We start from the raw sequence: 15,355 nt of genomic DNA, 5'->3' as shown, positions 1-15,355 counted from the left end.
ACCTCGTAGCCAGTTGTGCCGATGAATATCCCTAATCTGATCACCGTTCTACGCGTTCTGCTCATACCGATTTTCATTTTGCTGTTTTACCTGCCTTATGATTGGAGCTACATGGCCTCCAGTTCGGTCTTTGCCTTTGCGGCCGCGACCGACTGGCTGGACGGCTACCTGGCACGACGCCTGGAGCAAAGCACGCCGTTTGGCGCGTTCCTCGACCCCGTGGCCGACAAGCTGATGGTTGCGGTGGCGCTGGTGCTGCTCGTGCAGGAGCACGGCAACCTGTGGCTGACCCTGCCGGCGGCCGTGATCATCGGTCGCGAGATCGTCGTCTCGGCCTTGCGCGAATGGATGGCCGAAATCGGCGCACGCGCCCACGTGGCCGTGTCAAACATGGGCAAATGGAAAACCGCTGCGCAGATGCTGGCGCTGGTCATCCTGCTGGCCAACCCGTCGAGCTTCACCTTCTGGGTGCTGCTGGGTTATGCCTTGCTACTGATCGCCGCCGGCCTGACCCTGTGGTCCATGCTGCAATACCTGCGCGCCGCCTGGCCCCATCTGCGCACGACCGTGGAAAAGAAATAAAACTTTTTTGAATCAAGGGGTTGACGGGTGGTGAGGATTCTATAGAATGCGCATCACCAAGACGCGGGAATAGCTCAGTTGGTAGAGCACGACCTTGCCAAGGTCGGGGTCGCGAGTTCGAGTCTCGTTTCCCGCTCCAAACATAGCACTGCAGAGTTCCACTGAATTCTGCAAGTGATTGAAATAAGGACCTTCGGGTCCTTTTTTCGTTGTGGCGCGAACCACTGAAATCCAGCTCCATCCAGTGCGTTAAGTCCCGAATGAGGATCTTGGATTTGGATGTGCACTGAATCGGTTTTTTGCTGGAGCAGCATGGATAGCGAGACGAGCATCTGGCCCTGACTCTGTTCAGGAGTTCGCTATGGCACTCTCGGATACGACCGTTCGGCAAGCCCGAATCACTGGCAATGACTGCACGATACTTCACTGGTTCTGCAGGCCGTCAGGATGGTAAACGGAGGGCTTTAGCGCTGAGCGCTTCTGCTTTTTCGAGGGTCTTCATGAAGGCGGGAAGCTCTGTCCATGCCAATGCTGCATGGTGCTTCACTGCACGTACTTCGGCGCGAGGAGGCAGCAGTTTGTCCCCATCGAGCAGGATTCTCACCTTCGCGCAGCCCCACGGCTTTGACCGCATCTACAACCCGTTCGATGCGGTTGCGCACACGGCTAGCGGTTTCGGGTATCACTGTCCAAATCGGCTTAAGAATTTTCAGTACGTGTTGAGTGCCAATTTCCTGCGTTGGAAGTTTGCCTATTTCTGCGAACGCATAGGGTGTCCTGCCATTGCTGTGCATGCTTGGTATTTTTCCAGCCTGGTTTGTGATCGACGATGTAGCCGAGTGCGACCTCTTTGAAAGTGGTTGCTTTCGCCTTGGCGGCATCCTGCGCTAAACGCTCAGCCTCTTTTTAGAGCCGTCGCCTTTCCAGTTCTTCATTCCGATGGGCAAGCGGATCGACGGCAGACTTGCCTCGGGGTGCCTGCCCAGTCCCATATCTCGACTCTTACCAGCCAATTTGTACCGAAAAACCCAGCTGGCGGCTGCCACCCGTTTTCGTTCCTGTCCATTCAGGCGAGGTTGTGCTCATACGCACTGTTACTTTGAGCATACAGAGCAAAATCACCCTGCTCTGCGAGTCTCTGCTTGATTTTGGTGGTAATCCTGCTGGTGGGCCTTTCTCTTTATCAGAGCAGTGTCAAACGCTGCTCCTACTTACAAGTCGTTTTTTCTGGTTTTTCGGCCGATACAAAGCAGGTATTCGATAGTTGGTAAATGAGAATCCCTGTTAAATGTGAACGATTGGTATATTGTGTGCTGCAAATTTTTTGGCAGGTTTACTTTCCATTCGGCTTATCCATTAGGTCTAACTTCCATGCGTCGTACCTTGATTTCCCTTTGCGTGCTTCAGGCGTTTTCTCCTTTTGTCTGTACGCAGGTTGCCGCTTCCGAAAATGCCAGCCTTGAGCTGCAAGCCATCAATGTCACGGGCGAAATAGACGCTGAGACGGCTCAAGGGCCGGTCAAAGGGTATCGCGCTACACGTTCTGCAAGTGCGACACGCACCGATACCGCTATCCATGAGACACCTCAGTCCATCAGCGTGGTGCCCAAAGACGTGGTAGAGGATATTGGTGCAACCCGCTTGCAGGAGGCCTTGGAGTATGCCGGTGGCGTCGGCCGGGCGAACAACTTCGGTGGGCAAGGGCTTACCAGTTTCACCGTGCGGGGCTTTACAACCGCAGAGTTCTACCGCAACGGTTTTCCGATTAACCGGGGCTATCCAAGCATGCCGGACGCCAACAGCATTGAGCGTCTCGAAGTGCTTCGCGGGCCAGCGACCATGCTTTATGGCCGGGGCGATCCCGGCGGTACCTTCAACGTGGTCTCCAAGCAGCCTTTACCTGAGCGTACGGTCACATTGGGTAGCCAGTTGGACGATCAGGGTATGAAACGTGGCACCCTTGATGCTTCAGGCCCGCTGGATGAGCAAGGGCGTCTGGCTTATCGCCTGAACCTGGTGGGTGAGGGAGGAGACACCTTTCGCGACCATGTATCCACCGAGCGCTATGGGGTGACGCCTGTCCTGAGCTGGCAGGTCACGGACGACACCAAGGTGATTTTCGAAGGCGACTTCATGCGCAACAACCAGCCGCTTGACCGAGGCCTGACCCGCTTCGCCAACCAGCACGGTACGCCGTCCCGCGACACCTTCTGGGGTGAAAGATACGCCGGCAATCTGCACAACGATAACAACATGGCTCAGCTGCGTTTCGAGCATATGCTCAACGACAACTGGACCCTGGGCGGTGGTTTCCAGTGGCTGGACGGGACTATGAAGGGTAATGCTGTTGAGGCTAACGGTGCCAACAGCTTGAATGCCGATGGTCGAACACTCCAGCGCAACTTCAACTACCGCAAGCTGGACTGGACCGATAAAGACTATCAACTGAACCTGACTGGGCACTTTTCTACGGGTGGCCTTGATCACACGTTGCTGACTGGCGTCGAGTACGAAGATTACGACTACAAGTCGATCATTCGACGCTCCAGCGGCGATTTTCCAATTGACATCTTCAACCCGGTCTATGGCCAGCCACGTCCGGCGCTGACTCGTACGCCGACCCACGACAAAGAAAACCTCAAGACTTACGCAGCTTTCGTACAGGATCAAGTGGCTCTGACCGAGCGTTTAAAGGTGCTCGCTGGTGCGCGCTTTGAGCGCTTCGAGCACGAGTACGAATCCTACGTGCCCGGCGTAAAAAACTGGAACTCTGCTGACAACGCCGTCACCCCGCGCGTCGGCGTGATGTATGACCTCACTGACACTGTCGCGATCTACGCGAATGCCGCGCGCTCGTTCAAGCCCAACGCGGGTGCCAGCCGCCAAGGCGGCGGGTTTGAGCCGGAGAAGGGCAAGTCTTACGAGATGGGCGTGAAGTGGGAAGCGCTTGACCAGCAGCTGAGCGTCGACGCGGCGATCTACCAGATCGACAAGAAAAATGTCCAGGGGGACGACCCCGTTGACTCAGCCTTCAAAGTCGCTACAGGCCAGGTACGCAGTCGCGGCTTCGATTTGAATATAGCCGGCAACCTGACGCCCGAGTGGCGGGTGATCGGCGGCTATGCCTATGTGGATGCTGCAGTGACCAAAGACACTACAGTACGTACCGGGACGCGCTTGGCGAACATTCCGCGCAACAGCTTCAGCCTGCTCAATGTGTATGAATTCCAGGATGGCGCGCTGAAAGGGTTGGGCCTCGGCGGGGGAGGTAAATACGTGGCCGAGCGTGCCGGCCAGACCGCCAACAACACGTTCTCGATGGGGGCTTACACGGTCGTAGACTTGCTTGGCTACTACAAGGTCAACGAAAAGGTCAGGCTCAATCTCGACATAAAGAACCTGTTCAATCGTGAGTACGAAGAAGGTTCATTCCTGAATTTCTACGCCTACCCGGGTGAGCCACGTACGGTGCAAGTGGGGATTTCTTACACCCTTTAGCCAAATCAGAACGCTGCTCGCTGGGGCATTATCGAAAATCTCAAGTCCACCTTTGCTCAGGTGGGCTTACACCTATCGATGAAAGCGCTTTGCGCAATGGTCTGCCCCGCGTGCCTTGGCCTCTCGCATTGAACCGCAATCAGCGAAAAACGAAAAAAGAGAATCTCTGTCGGTCCCTATGCGCTGTTTAATGTAAGGAATAGGGCTTGTGTGGCCTCCTTATACCAATACGAAATCATCAACAGCCCCAGCACAAATGTAGCTCGCCGGCGACATCCCCGGGCACCGGGCGTAGCAGACCGCCGACGATGCCGCTGATGCCGGCGATACGTCCATTGAACAGTATCAACAGCACGGCGCCCGTACCGATCAATAAGCCACCGCCCCATGCACTCATCGGTGTGGCTCATATCGATCATAGCGATTTCCTTTTAGGGACCTCGCGGAGGATGCCTGGTTGGGGAGGGCGGGCATTAATTCATGCCCAGCCAGTTGGGCAGTGCCAGTGCAATCCAGGGTACATAGGTAATCAGCACCAGGAACAGCAGCAACAGCACCAGCCAGGGCATGGCTGCCTTGATGGTGGCAGGCACTGACATGCCGGTCACCGCGGACGTCACGAACAAGTTCAGACCGACCGGGGGTGTGATCAAGCCGATCTCCAGATTGACCACCATGATGATCCCAAGGTGAATCGGGTCGATACCCAGCTTTATGGCAATTGGAAAAAGGATCGGCGCCAGGATCAGGATAATGGCCGAGGGCTCCATAAAGGCGCCAGCCACCAACAAGACAATGTTCACCACCAGCAGGAAGGTCACCGGTGTCAGCCCCGCCTCGATCACCCAGGCCGTGATTTGTTGGGGTAACTGCTCGGTGGTTAATACATGAGCAAAGAGCATGGCGTTGGCAATGATGAACATCAGCATGATGCTCAACTTGGCGGCGTCCAGCAGCACTTTAGGGGTCTCGCGAAACGTCAGATCCTTATAGACGAACAAGGCGATGAACGCTGAATACACGGCAGCAACGGCGGCGGCTTCCGTCGGCGTGAACATCCCGGTGTAAATGCCACCCAGGATGATCAGCATCAACAGCAATCCCCAGATGGCTTTACGCGCAGCACTCAGAAACTCACGCAGGGTTGCACGTGGCAGGGCCGGTAAGTTTTTCTTAACGGCGACGATGTAGATCGCCACCATCAGCGTTATCCCCAGCAACAGGCCTGGTATGACGCCGGCCATGAACAGCTTGCCAACGGATGTCTCGGTGGCGGCGGCATAAACCACCATCACAATTGAGGGTGGTATCAGGATACCCAGTGTGCCCGCGTTACAGACGATTCCCGCGCCGAATGCCTGCGGGTAGCCAGAGCGCACCATGCCGGCAATGGCGATCGAACCTACCGCCGCAACCGTCGCGGGGCTGGAGCCGGAAAGGGCTGCAAACAGCATGCAGGCCAATACGGCGGCGATGGCCAGCCCCCCACGAATATGGCCGACGCAGGCGTTGGCAAAGTCGATCAGTCGGCGTGCGACGCCGCCGGTGGTCATGAAGGCGCCTGCAAGCAAGAAAAACGGAATCGCCAGCAGGGTGTAGTGCTCCGACGTTTCAAACAACTTTATTGCAAGGGAACGTACTGAGTCTGGGCTGAAAAATACAAGGGTCAGCGAGCCCGCCAAGCCCAAGGAAATGGCAATGGGCACACCAATGAACATCAATGCGAAGAGTGCCGTGAACAGGAAGGCAATGGTCATGGTTTATTGTCCTCGTGCTCGGTCAGTTTCATCACGTCAGCGGCTTCATCGGCCAGGCCGAGACCGGTTTGGCGGTGCAGCAGGATGCGCACGAAAATTTCAGCGAAACGGATGAAAACCAATGCAAAACCCACGGGGACAATCAGCCCTATGTGCCACTGCATGATCCCGAAATGGCCAAGGTCCTCGGCGCCTATTCCCGCCGACATCAAGGTATGAATCCACTCGAAGCTGGCCGTACTGAACAGGCCGGCATAGAGCAGGCAGCAAAGACAGGCCAAGATTCCAATGAGCCGCTGGACGGGTTTACTCGCCAGCTTTACCAGCGCGTCAACGCCAATATGCCCGGCGGTGCGCACGCCATAGGACAGGCCGAAGAAGATCAGCCAGCCGAACAGCGCCTTGGTGAGTGCGGTGCTCCAGGTCATGGCTTGAGCCATGCTCATGACGCCATCACCCATGGCAAACAATACGTTACTGGCGCCTTCCCAGTTGTCGGCAAGACGGTAGAAAAGCGTATAGAGATTGTTGAGAATGACATAGACGAACGTTACCAATGTCATGGCGGCCAGAAGGAAGACAATGAAGCCTTCCTCGAAGTGTTCCCAGATGCGCCGAAAGGCCTGCATGGATGGCATCTCCCGTATCGTAATGACTGGCAGGTGCTACCACGTCGGTAACACCTGCCTCCCGGTCATTGAGCCGTGTTGGCGGCTTGCGCAGCGGTGATCAGCTCAGGGCCAATATCAGCTTCGAATTTTTTCCAGACGGGTTTCATCGCGGCTCGCCATTGCTCGCGTTGCTCAGGAGTCAAGGTAATGATTTCGGTGGTTTTGGCGGCAATGATGCTTTGCTTGGCGTCCTGATTGAGCTGTTCGGCCTCTTTGTTAACTTGCGCGGTAACCTGCACGATGATCTTGTCCAGTTCACTGCGAATATCCGGCGGCAGACCGTCCCAGAACTTGGTGTTAGTGATCAGCATGTAGTCCAGCACACCATGGTTGGATTCGGTGATGTATTTCTGTACCTCATGCATTTTCTGGCTGTAGATGTTCGAGTAAGGGTTTTCTGCACCGTTGACTACACCGGTCTGCAAACCCTGATACACCTCGGCAAAGCTCATTTTGCGCGGGTTGGCGCGCAAGGCCTTGAACTGCTCCTCAAGCACGGCGGAAGCCTGCACCCGAAACTTCAGGCCTCGGGCATCCCCAGGAACACGCAGCGGTTTGTTGGCCGACAACTGCTTCATCCCATTGTGCCAATAGGCCAGGCCGGTGATGTTTTTACTCTCCATGGACTTAAGCAGTCCTTGGCCCTGCGGGCTCATCTGGAAGCGGTCAACTGCAGCGATGTCATCAAACAGAAAGGGCAGGTCGTACAGCTGGAGGGTCTTTGTGTATTGTTCGAACTTGGCCAATGACGGCGCAATTAACTGCACATCCCCCAACAACAGGGCTTCCATCTCTTTGCCATCACCAAACAACGATGAGTTGGAATAAACCTCGACCTTGACCTTACCGGGTAAGCGTTCCTCTACCAGCTTCTTGAACATCAGTGCGCCCTGGCCCTTGGGCGTATGGTCGGCGACGACGTGTGAGAACTTGATGATGACTGGATCAGCTGCCATGACTGCACTCATGCTCCCTAGAGCAAGCGTGCAGGCGAGTGCCTTACAGATGGATTTGAACATTTTGGGGGAATCCTCTTATTTTTGTATTTTTTGGCCAACGCTCTGACGCGCATTCGGTTATACGGCCAAGACTCCAGTCTAGGCAAAAACATCACTTAGTGCAGGAGCGCAAGCGTGGCAATGGAAAGCGCCACTGAGCAGTTTCCGAATCTTCTGCCCCTGTGCGACACCCGCGGTGTCAGATTGGGCCAGGTCCTGGGGGGCGGCCTCCTAGTATTCGCCCAGTTATACCGCCCGATATTGCTTCTAGGTAGTTTCCGAGACTATTCAATAGCCTGCACAGGTCGCTAACTTGGGGGTATGCCGTACTGGAGTAGAGCGCACTTTTAGACAGGCGTTGCCCGGCCGCTAAACTTGCGTGTCTCGCACCGTGTTCAGGGTCCCGAAAAATAAGGTTACTGAATATGTCGGAGACGCCTACTCCCAATAGAACCCTTTATCCGCTCTGAAGGCCTCATCCTGGCAGGTGGCGCAGCGGTCGCGCAATCGCTCATCTCCTGCGCAATCATCGCCGGCAGGATGCCCATAAATATTTGTAACTTATGTGCTTTGGCGATAGCACCTGCGCTATGCATTCAGCGAATGCCGCTCCTGCCGGTATTGCCAATATGACGGCCAGCCGTTGCGCAGCAGTTATTGCAACTCTTGGCGTAGATTAGACGTGGCGCTTGATCCTTGTATCGGGATGTGATGTGGTGGGCCACACAGAAAGACGACTGTCCTTTGTCATTTAGGGCGCTCGCAACTTTAGTTCTTTTGAGCATTTCGAGGTTTCATGCAAATCGAGTTACAGGAGATTAGCGACCACCTCTATCGTTTCGCTCCATTTGATACGCTACCAAAGGAAACGGTAGACGCCATCGCCCGGCGGGTAGAAGTGAGTTATTTCAAGGCCGGCAGTGACATCCTTGAAGCGGGCGCAATCATTCATGACTTGCACTATGTCCGTAGCGGTGCGGTGGAGATTTACCGGCGCAATGGCGAACTCTATAACCGACTTGTCGAAGGCGACCTCTTCGGTCAGGCCGGTTTGTTGCGCAGTAACAAGGTGCGTTTTCCCGCCAGAGCCTTGGAAGATAGCCTGATCTATTACATACCCGCCAATATCTTCGCTGAACTGTGCGCACAGCATGATGCTTTCGCCGACTTCGTTGAAGCTGAGGGGCATTCCAGGCTCAAGACTGCCGTAGAGGCGCAGGGGCGGGCGAGTGAGCTTATTCAGCTCAAATGCCGAGGCCTTATCTCTCGGCCCTTGGTGTGGGTCACGTCGGATACCTGTGTCGGCGACGCGGCAAAAATCATGACAGAGCAAAGTGTTTCTTGCGTTCTGGTGATGTCATCAGCGGGCTTGCAGGCGGCTGAAATCCAAGGGATTGTGACCGATCGGGACCTTCGCACACGCGTTGTCGCTGAAGGCCGAAACGCTGACGAAACGTCTGCCCGAGACATCATGACGGCCGAGCCGGTAGCGATAGGCGCAGACGACTCAGTGTTTGAAGCGATGCTGGTGATGTTGCGCCGTAATATTCACCATCTGCCGGTGGTCCATCTTGGCCATCCGATCGGGCTGATCAACCTGTCGGATATCATCCGCTACGAGTCACACAGCAGTTTGTACCTGGTAAACAGAATCTCTAACCAGACGTCGGTCGACGGTTTGAAATCGCTTTTGCGTGACCTGCGCGGAACCTACATCCGCATGGTGCGTGATGGCGCGACGGCGCACATGATTGGCAGCGCGATTTCTGGTATTGGCCGAGCCTTTACCCAACGTTTGCTGGAGCTCGCAGAGAAAAAGCTGGGGCCGCCTCCGGTGCCTTACTGCTTTATGGTGCTGGGCTCCATGGCACGTGATGAGCAGCTATTGGTGACGGACCAGGACAACGCCCTGGTGCTCGACGACCGCTTCGATCCGATCCAGCACGATGCATACTTCCGCGCGTTGGCGACGTTTGTGAGTGATGGCCTGGCCGCGTGCGGTTACAGCTATTGCAAAGGCGGGATCATGGCGACGAACGATCAGTGGCGTCAGCCGCTGAAGGTATGGCGAAGTTATTTTGATCAGTGGATCGAAAAGCCTAATCCGACGACGTTGCTCAATAGTTGTATTTTTTTCGATCTGGATGGTGTGTTTGGCGAACTCGAGCTTGTTCAGGAACTTAAGGTTCTGTGTGCTCGAAAATCCAGCGCACATCCTGTTTTTCTAAGTGCCATGGCTCGAATTGCCCTTAACCGGACACCGCCATTGGGCTTTTTCCGGACCTTTGTGGTTGAGACAGATGGGCAGCATAAACGGATTATCAACCTCAAGGGGCGAGGCACTGCACCGCTGACTGATCTGATCCGTATCCACGCGCTCGCGTGTGGCAGTACCGCGCAGAATTCATTTGATCGCATGGATGCCATCGCGAACAGCAACGTCATTCCGCCTGAAGCATTAAAGCAACTCCGATACGCGCTGGAGTTCCTGTCGATGGTGCGAATTCGACATCAGGTTGACGCACTGGAGCAGGGAGCTGCGCTTAATAATTACATTGAGCCTGAGCGCTTTTCCAATAGTGAGCGGCATAACCTCAAAGAGGCGTTTCAAGTCTTGAGTAATGGCCAGAATTTCTTGCGCTTCCGTTATCCCTCCAAGGGTCGCCTGTCCTCATGAACCACGTGAAAGCGCAGCCCAATCATAAAATGCTGGAGTGGTCCGCGCGGTTTGAGACGCTGGCAGGCGAGGCCGTTAACAGCCGCTTGCGACAGTTCTATCAAGCCGGCGCGGTCTCGGCACAGGCATCCATTGAAAGCGTGCAATTGCTGGCCTTGGACGTAGAAACCACCGGCCTTGATGCACAGGCTGACAGTATTGTGAGCATCGGCGTCATGCCGTTCACGCTGCAGCGCATTTATTGTGGGAGTTCGCTTTACTGGGTGATAAAGCCAGCGTCCGAGCTGAAGGAAAAGTCAGTGACGTTTCATCACATAACCCATGCTGAAATTTCAGATGCTCCCACCTTTGAGCGGGTGCTGGCGCCATTGCTGGAGGCCATGGCAGGTAAGGTGATGGTCGTCCATTACCGGAATATTGAGCGGGCCTTTCTGGATCAGGCAGTGCGTAGCCATTTAGGGGAGGGGTTTGAGTTTCCGGTCATCGATACGATGCAGTTAGAAGCCCGTCTACACCGGCGAAAACGCGGGTGGTTCGCCCGACTTATGGGGCGCTCACAACCGTCCATAAGGCTGGCGGATAGCCGAGCGCGCCTTGGCCTTCCGGCTTATCACGCTCACCATGCATTAACCGATGCCCTGGCGACGGCAGAACTGTTGCAGGCGCAAGTAGCGACTCATTACTCAACGTCCACGCCTGTTGGCGAGTTATGGAACTGAGTCGCCGCTTGAAAGTGAAACGCTTGCGGCTGTCTGACGGACCTTCCTGAGGCCTCCGCTTGGGCCGATGGATCTCGCTTTGAGATGCATTTGGGTGTTGGGCCTGCCGTCATTATCCGCCTTGAGCAAATGGGCATTGACTCGCTAGCGGTACTCAGGGTGACGCCATCTGCGCAGACGATGGCGTCACGGGGGGGGGGCTGCGCGCTGACAGCGGCAGCCTATTTGCTAGCGAGGCTCAGACATCAGTCCTTTCACGAGGGATATGCACCCCAGCATTAATACGATTGCGAAAGGCAACCCTGTAGACACTGCCATTGCCTGCAATGCCACAAGACCGCCGCCCAGCAGGAGAGCAATAGCAATAACGCCCTCGATCACTGCCCAGAACACACGTTGAGGCACCGGCGCATCCACCTTGCCGCCGGCGGTGATTGTGTCGATTACCAAGGAGCCTGAGTCCGAGGAGGTAATAAAGAACACAATGACCAGAACGATGCCCAGGAATGAGGTGATCTCTTTAAGCGGCAACTCCCCCAGCATGGCAAACAACTTCAGTTCCAGCACAGCGTCCTTGACGCCCATCAGGCCCTGTAAGGTCGTTTGGTCAATGGCCGTTCCACCGAACGTTGTCATCCACAGCACAGACACCACTGAGGGGACGAGCAAGACCGAAATCAGAAACTCTCTGACCGTTCGACCACGACTGACGCGGGCGATAAACATCCCTACAAACGGCGACCAACTGATCCACCACGCCCAGTAGAAGGCTGTCCAGCCTTGGGTGAATTGAGTGTCAGTGCGGCCGAATGGATTTGACAGCGCCGGCAGGTATTCAACATACGTCACCAGGTTACTGAAGAACCCGGTGAAGATGGCCAGGGTCGGCCCCACTACGATGATAAATACCAGTAAGAGAAACGCGAGTCCCATATTGATCTGGGAAAGCATTTTGACGCCCTTGTCCAAACCGGAAAGGACTGACCACAGCGCGATCAAGGTGATGCCAACGATCAGGACAACTTTGCTGAGATTTGTCGATTGTATCCCGAAGAGATATTCAATCCCCGCAGCAGCCTGTTCTGCGCCAATGCCCAGAGAGGTCGCCAACCCAAATAGTGTGGCGAATACCGCGAGAATATCGATGAGATGCCCCGGCCATCCCCAAACGCGCTCACCCAGTAACGGATAGAAAATTGAGCGTATCGACAGCGGTAAGCCCTTGTTGTAAGAAAACAATGCCAGGGACAACGCCACAATTGCATAGATCGCCCAGGGATGAAGTCCCCAGTGAAAGATCGTAGCGGCCATGGCCAAGTCGGCGGATGCTTTCATATCGCCTGCTGCACCGCCCAACGGTGCCCAGTCCGTACGCACTCCGCTCGCATCGACGGTCACGCCTCCCATGGATGCCGCGTAATGCGACATGGGTTCGGCTACGCCATAAAACATCAACCCAATGCCCATGCCCGCGGCAAACAGCATTGAAAACCATCCGACGTAGGAGTGGTCTGGTTTGGCATCTCTGCCGCCCAAACGCACCTTTCCCAGCGGGGAGAAAATCAGCGCAATGCACAGCACCACAAAAACATTCGCAATGCTCATGAAGAGCCAGGCGAGGTGGCTGGTTAACCAGTTCCGGATGGCGCTGAAGAGGGGCTCTACTTCATTTTGCAGTGCCAATGTCAAAATCACGAACAGTAAAATTGTGGCAGCTGAAATGATGAATACTTTGCCGTGGATATCGAGCGAGAATGAAAACTCTCCCTTGATATTGTCTTGACCGATGACGTAGTCAGTGTCGATCAGATTGGCAGCCCCACTAGGCGCAGGAATACCGTCCTCACTGGGGACGTTTGGGGTGTTCGGTCGATCATCCGTAGGCTTTTCAACCATAAGAATCTCCTTGTTGTTGGCACGTCTTAACGTGTAGTTGTGATTATCCCCGCTGTTCCTATGGTAAAACGAGATGTAAGCGCGTTTATCCTAACAAGCTTTGAGAATAAAACCGGCAAAACTTGCCTATTGCACAGCCCTTCGATCGAATAGTTCACAACCACATGACTTGATTTTGGGCTTCAATCTGTTCGATTGAGTGCAATGAACAGGTTTGCGCGGGCCAGATCAATGCCCCATCAGCTTATGTATCCCGTCCGGTTTGGCGTGAGCGCCAAAGCGTTCCACGATCGTGAAAGTTGCCCGCTTCATACCGATGAGGTTTACGTGAAGTCCTTCGCGACGCCGCTTCAGTACGGGTAGCCCACCGTGCGTGGCTCCCGGTCATCCTTGATTAAAATCGCAAGTTTTCAGCGTCGTGCGAAATGCTGTTGGGGCGTTAGAAATGTGTGGTGGAAATAATTTCGAAATGCGTGCATCGCCGAGCTGAATTCACGTTCGCGATGCCACGCCAGGCCGACGCTCATGGGGGTCACCTGATCGGAGATGGTCAGGGTTTCAATGCGCTTTCCTTCCAGCGACCAAGGGCGGTGTACCAGGTCTGAGAGGATCGCAACGCCGTTACCATTGGCTACCATGCTGCGCACCGCCTCGACGGAACTGGTGCGCACTTTGACGTCCGGCTGAAAGTTTGCGAGTTCCCAGTAACGCATTGCACTTTGTTCGGCTTCGTCGACGGTCAGGAGAATGTAGGGCTCTTGCGCCACATCGGCGAGGCTCACGGCCGAGCGCTCGCAAAGGGCATGGCCGCTGGGCAGCCATAGCCGGCGCTCGGAGTTGAAGAGCGTCTCCGAGACGATGTCCGGGTGGGTCAGGTTCGCGGTGAGCACCACTGCCATGTCGAATCGACCTTCCAACAGACCCTGCTCGATGGCCGTGCGTTCTTGTTCGTGCACTTCGATGGCCACGTCCGGATGCCAATGCTCAAGCCGTTGCAGGTGGTGTGGCAAGAAGTAACCGATCACCGTGTAGCTTGCCGCCAAGCGCAATACACCACTGGCGCGGATGTCCGGCAACGGGCTGTTCAACGCATCATCGACGCTGCGCAGAATCACGTAGGCCCGATTCAAAAAGTGCCGCCCGGCATCGGTCAGGCTCATGCCCTGGGCCGAGCGCTGGAACAACAGTGTACCGAGGATGCCTTCCAGCTCCTTGATCGCCGTGGTCACGGCCGATTGGGAAATATTTAACTGAATCGCCGCTTGAGAAATTTGCCCGATCTCGGCGGTGGCGACGAAATAGCGAATCTGGCGCAGGGTCAGTGACATAGGCTCTCCTGGTGAGCGCGTATCTGTTTTTCAGAAGACAGCCTATCTGATAATAGATCTTCCCAAGGGGGAGAGAAGGAATCTAACGTGGCCTGCAAGAAGTCACAAGCGTTGGGAGCAAGCGTCATGCAGGCAGTAGATTTCAACTCGGACATGGGCGAAGGGTTTGGCCCTTGGACCATCGGCGATGGCGTCGACAATGAGCTGATGGGCTTTATCAGTTCGGCCAACATCGCCACCGGTTTTCATGCTGGCGACCCCAGTACCATGCGACGTACCGTCGAGCATGCCAAGCGTTTGGGCGTGGCTATCGGCGCGCATCCGGGGTTTCGCGACCTGGTTGGTTTTGGCCGTCGGCACATCAATGCGCCGGCCCAGGAACTGGTCGATGACATGCTCTATCAGTTAGGCGCCTTGCGTGAGCTAGCCAGGGTTCAGGGCGTAGCCTTGCAACACATCAAGCCCCACGGCGCGCTCTACATGCACCTGGCCCGGGACGAAGAGGCTGCGCTTTTGCTGGTGGAGAACCTCCAGCGTCTGGAGCCGGAGTTGCTGCTGTATTGCATGCCCGGTTCCGTGATCTGGCGGATTGCCACGGACCTTGGCCAACCTGTGATTCGCGAGTTCTACGCCGACCGCGAATACGACCTCAGCGGCTCCATCGTCTTCACCCGCAACGTGCGGGCTTACGACCCGATCCAGGTCGCCGAGCGAGTGCTGCGTGCTTGCCAACTGGGCGTGGTGCGCACCGTCGAGGGCGAAGACCTGGCGATTGAATTCGATTCCATCTGTTTGCACAGCGATACGCCGGGCGCCCTGGCGTTGGTCGAAGCAACGCGTCGTGCCCTCGATGACGCGTGTATAGAGGTCCGATCACCGCGCTGAGACCGAATAAAAATACTTGGCACACACACGTCTGGGTTTGCCCACCCAGGTACTTTTTTGCCTGCCTTTCTACAACTATTCCAAGAGGAACAGACATGGCCGAACACAGTGTAATCACCCCGTTGCCGGGGTCCTTCTACCGCAAAGCGACTCCGGAATCGGCGAACTACGTCGAAGTGGGCGCTCAGGTCAGCGCCGATACGGTGATTGGCCTGATTGAGGTCATGAAGCAGTTCTCCGAACTGACCGCCGGGACGGCTGGTCGTCTCAGCGCATTCCTGGTAGAAGACGGTGATCCGGTGGAGCCGGGTCAAGTCATCGCAACACTCGACGTCGAGTGAGGG

General features: G+C 55.6%; 13 protein-coding genes and 1 tRNA gene. 7 read left to right on the top strand and 7 right to left on the bottom strand.

Going from position 1 to position 15,355, the window contains the following annotated elements; translation table 11 throughout:
- The first annotated feature begins 21 nt into the window (after window positions 1-21).
- Together pgsA and K1X80_RS16120 are read left to right on the top strand one after the other, a co-directional pair.
- Window positions 22-582, top strand: coding sequence for a CDP-diacylglycerol--glycerol-3-phosphate 3-phosphatidyltransferase (pgsA, locus tag K1X80_RS16125; protein WP_057959261.1), 561 nt, complete (start codon window positions 22-24; stop codon window positions 580-582).
- A 63-nt stretch (window positions 583-645) separates the two neighbouring features.
- Window positions 646-721 (top strand) — tRNA-Gly (locus K1X80_RS16120).
- 325 nt (window positions 722-1,046) lie between these two features.
- On the opposite strand, the gene K1X80_RS28565 is transcribed toward K1X80_RS16120, so the two are convergent.
- Window positions 1,047-1,376 carry a phage integrase central domain-containing protein gene (locus K1X80_RS28565; protein ID WP_408980310.1) on the bottom strand — a complete coding sequence of 110 codons (330 nt, stop codon included), beginning with the start codon at window positions 1,374-1,376 and terminating at the stop codon, window positions 1,047-1,049.
- Between the two features lie 577 nt (window positions 1,377-1,953).
- Here K1X80_RS28565 and K1X80_RS16115 point away from each other — a divergent pair.
- On the top strand, window positions 1,954-4,080 hold the full coding sequence (locus tag K1X80_RS16115) for a TonB-dependent siderophore receptor (RefSeq protein WP_220172286.1): 2,127 nt from the start codon (window positions 1,954-1,956) through the stop codon (window positions 4,078-4,080).
- 238 nt (window positions 4,081-4,318) lie between these two features.
- Here the strand turns inward: K1X80_RS16115 and K1X80_RS16110 are convergent, their stop codons facing one another.
- The 4 genes from K1X80_RS16110 to K1X80_RS16095 form a co-directional block, all read right to left on the bottom strand.
- Window positions 4,319-4,477: a YeeE/YedE family protein gene (locus K1X80_RS16110; protein WP_178118094.1), complete on the bottom strand. Its 159-nt coding sequence runs from the start codon at window positions 4,475-4,477 to the stop codon at window positions 4,319-4,321.
- Between the two features lie 76 nt (window positions 4,478-4,553).
- On the bottom strand, window positions 4,554-5,837 hold the full coding sequence (dctM, locus tag K1X80_RS16105) for a C4-dicarboxylate TRAP transporter large permease protein DctM (protein WP_057959263.1): 1,284 nt from the start codon (window positions 5,835-5,837) through the stop codon (window positions 4,554-4,556).
- Window positions 5,834-6,466: a TRAP transporter small permease gene (locus tag K1X80_RS16100; RefSeq protein ID WP_057959264.1), complete on the bottom strand. Its 633-nt coding sequence runs from the start codon at window positions 6,464-6,466 to the stop codon at window positions 5,834-5,836. Before K1X80_RS16100 ends, dctM begins: the two co-directional genes overlap by 4 nt.
- A 65-nt stretch (window positions 6,467-6,531) precedes the next feature.
- Window positions 6,532-7,527 carry a TRAP transporter substrate-binding protein gene (locus K1X80_RS16095; protein WP_057959265.1) on the bottom strand — a complete coding sequence of 332 codons (996 nt, stop codon included), beginning with the start codon at window positions 7,525-7,527 and terminating at the stop codon, window positions 6,532-6,534.
- A 775-nt stretch (window positions 7,528-8,302) separates the two neighbouring features.
- On the opposite strand from K1X80_RS16095, the gene K1X80_RS16090 reads away from it, so the two are divergent.
- Window positions 8,303-10,183: a DUF294 nucleotidyltransferase-like domain-containing protein gene (locus K1X80_RS16090; RefSeq protein ID WP_057959266.1), complete on the top strand. Its 1,881-nt coding sequence runs from the start codon at window positions 8,303-8,305 to the stop codon at window positions 10,181-10,183.
- Entirely contained in the window at window positions 10,180-10,902 is a 723-nt protein-coding gene (locus K1X80_RS16085; protein ID WP_057959267.1) for a 3'-5' exonuclease, read from the top strand. Before K1X80_RS16090 ends, K1X80_RS16085 begins: the two co-directional genes overlap by 4 nt.
- A 228-nt stretch (window positions 10,903-11,130) precedes the next feature.
- Here K1X80_RS16085 and K1X80_RS16080 read toward each other — a convergent pair whose 3' ends face one another.
- Window positions 11,131-12,798 (bottom strand): BCCT family transporter, encoded by a 1,668-nt coding sequence (locus K1X80_RS16080; RefSeq protein WP_057959268.1) that lies wholly within the window; start codon window positions 12,796-12,798, stop codon window positions 11,131-11,133.
- A gap of 410 nt (window positions 12,799-13,208) precedes the next feature.
- Window positions 13,209-14,126 (bottom strand): LysR family transcriptional regulator, encoded by a 918-nt coding sequence (locus tag K1X80_RS16075; protein WP_057440882.1) that lies wholly within the window; start codon window positions 14,124-14,126, stop codon window positions 13,209-13,211.
- 126 nt (window positions 14,127-14,252) lie between these two features.
- On the opposite strand from K1X80_RS16075, the gene K1X80_RS16070 reads away from it, so the two are divergent.
- Together K1X80_RS16070 and K1X80_RS16065 are read left to right on the top strand one after the other, a co-directional pair.
- On the top strand, window positions 14,253-15,011 hold the full coding sequence (locus tag K1X80_RS16070; RefSeq protein WP_169960879.1) for a 5-oxoprolinase subunit PxpA: 759 nt from the start codon (window positions 14,253-14,255) through the stop codon (window positions 15,009-15,011).
- A 95-nt stretch (window positions 15,012-15,106) separates the two neighbouring features.
- Window positions 15,107-15,352, top strand: a complete 246-nt coding sequence (locus K1X80_RS16065) for an acetyl-CoA carboxylase (RefSeq protein WP_057440886.1) — start codon at window positions 15,107-15,109, stop codon at window positions 15,350-15,352.
- The last annotated feature ends 3 nt before the right edge of the window (window positions 15,353-15,355 follow it).

The sequence above is a fragment of the Pseudomonas sp. So3.2b genome, from assembly GCF_019464415.1.
Classification (GTDB): Bacteria; Pseudomonadota; Gammaproteobacteria; order Pseudomonadales; family Pseudomonadaceae; genus Aquipseudomonas; species Aquipseudomonas shahriarae.
This window is presented reverse-complemented; position numbering and strand designations above follow the sequence as displayed.

Bases quoted from the DNA above. Each gene is read 5' to 3' on its own strand.
- K1X80_RS16065 (WP_057440886.1), top strand. From the start codon at position 15,107: ATGGCCGAACACAGTGTAATCACCCCGTTGCCGGGGTCCTTCTACCGC.
- K1X80_RS16095 (WP_057959265.1), bottom strand. From the start codon at position 7,527: ATGTTCAAATCCATCTGTAAGGCACTCGCCTGCACGCTTGCTCTAGGG.
- K1X80_RS16070 (WP_169960879.1), top strand. From the start codon at position 14,253: ATGCAGGCAGTAGATTTCAACTCGGACATGGGCGAAGGGTTTGGCCCT.
- K1X80_RS16080 (WP_057959268.1), bottom strand. From the start codon at position 12,798: ATGGTTGAAAAGCCTACGGATGATCGACCGAACACCCCAAACGTCCCC.
- K1X80_RS28565 (WP_408980310.1), bottom strand. From the start codon at position 1,376: ATGCACAGCAATGGCAGGACACCCTATGCGTTCGCAGAAATAGGCAAA.
- dctM (WP_057959263.1), bottom strand. From the start codon at position 5,837: ATGACCATTGCCTTCCTGTTCACGGCACTCTTCGCATTGATGTTCATT.
- K1X80_RS16115 (WP_220172286.1), top strand. From the start codon at position 1,954: ATGCGTCGTACCTTGATTTCCCTTTGCGTGCTTCAGGCGTTTTCTCCT.
- K1X80_RS16100 (WP_057959264.1), bottom strand. From the start codon at position 6,466: ATGCAGGCCTTTCGGCGCATCTGGGAACACTTCGAGGAAGGCTTCATT.
- K1X80_RS16090 (WP_057959266.1), top strand. From the start codon at position 8,303: ATGCAAATCGAGTTACAGGAGATTAGCGACCACCTCTATCGTTTCGCT.
- pgsA (WP_057959261.1), top strand. From the start codon at position 22: ATGAATATCCCTAATCTGATCACCGTTCTACGCGTTCTGCTCATACCG.
- K1X80_RS16110 (WP_178118094.1), bottom strand. From the start codon at position 4,477: ATGAGTGCATGGGGCGGTGGCTTATTGATCGGTACGGGCGCCGTGCTG.
- K1X80_RS16075 (WP_057440882.1), bottom strand. From the start codon at position 14,126: ATGTCACTGACCCTGCGCCAGATTCGCTATTTCGTCGCCACCGCCGAG.
- K1X80_RS16085 (WP_057959267.1), top strand. From the start codon at position 10,180: ATGAACCACGTGAAAGCGCAGCCCAATCATAAAATGCTGGAGTGGTCC.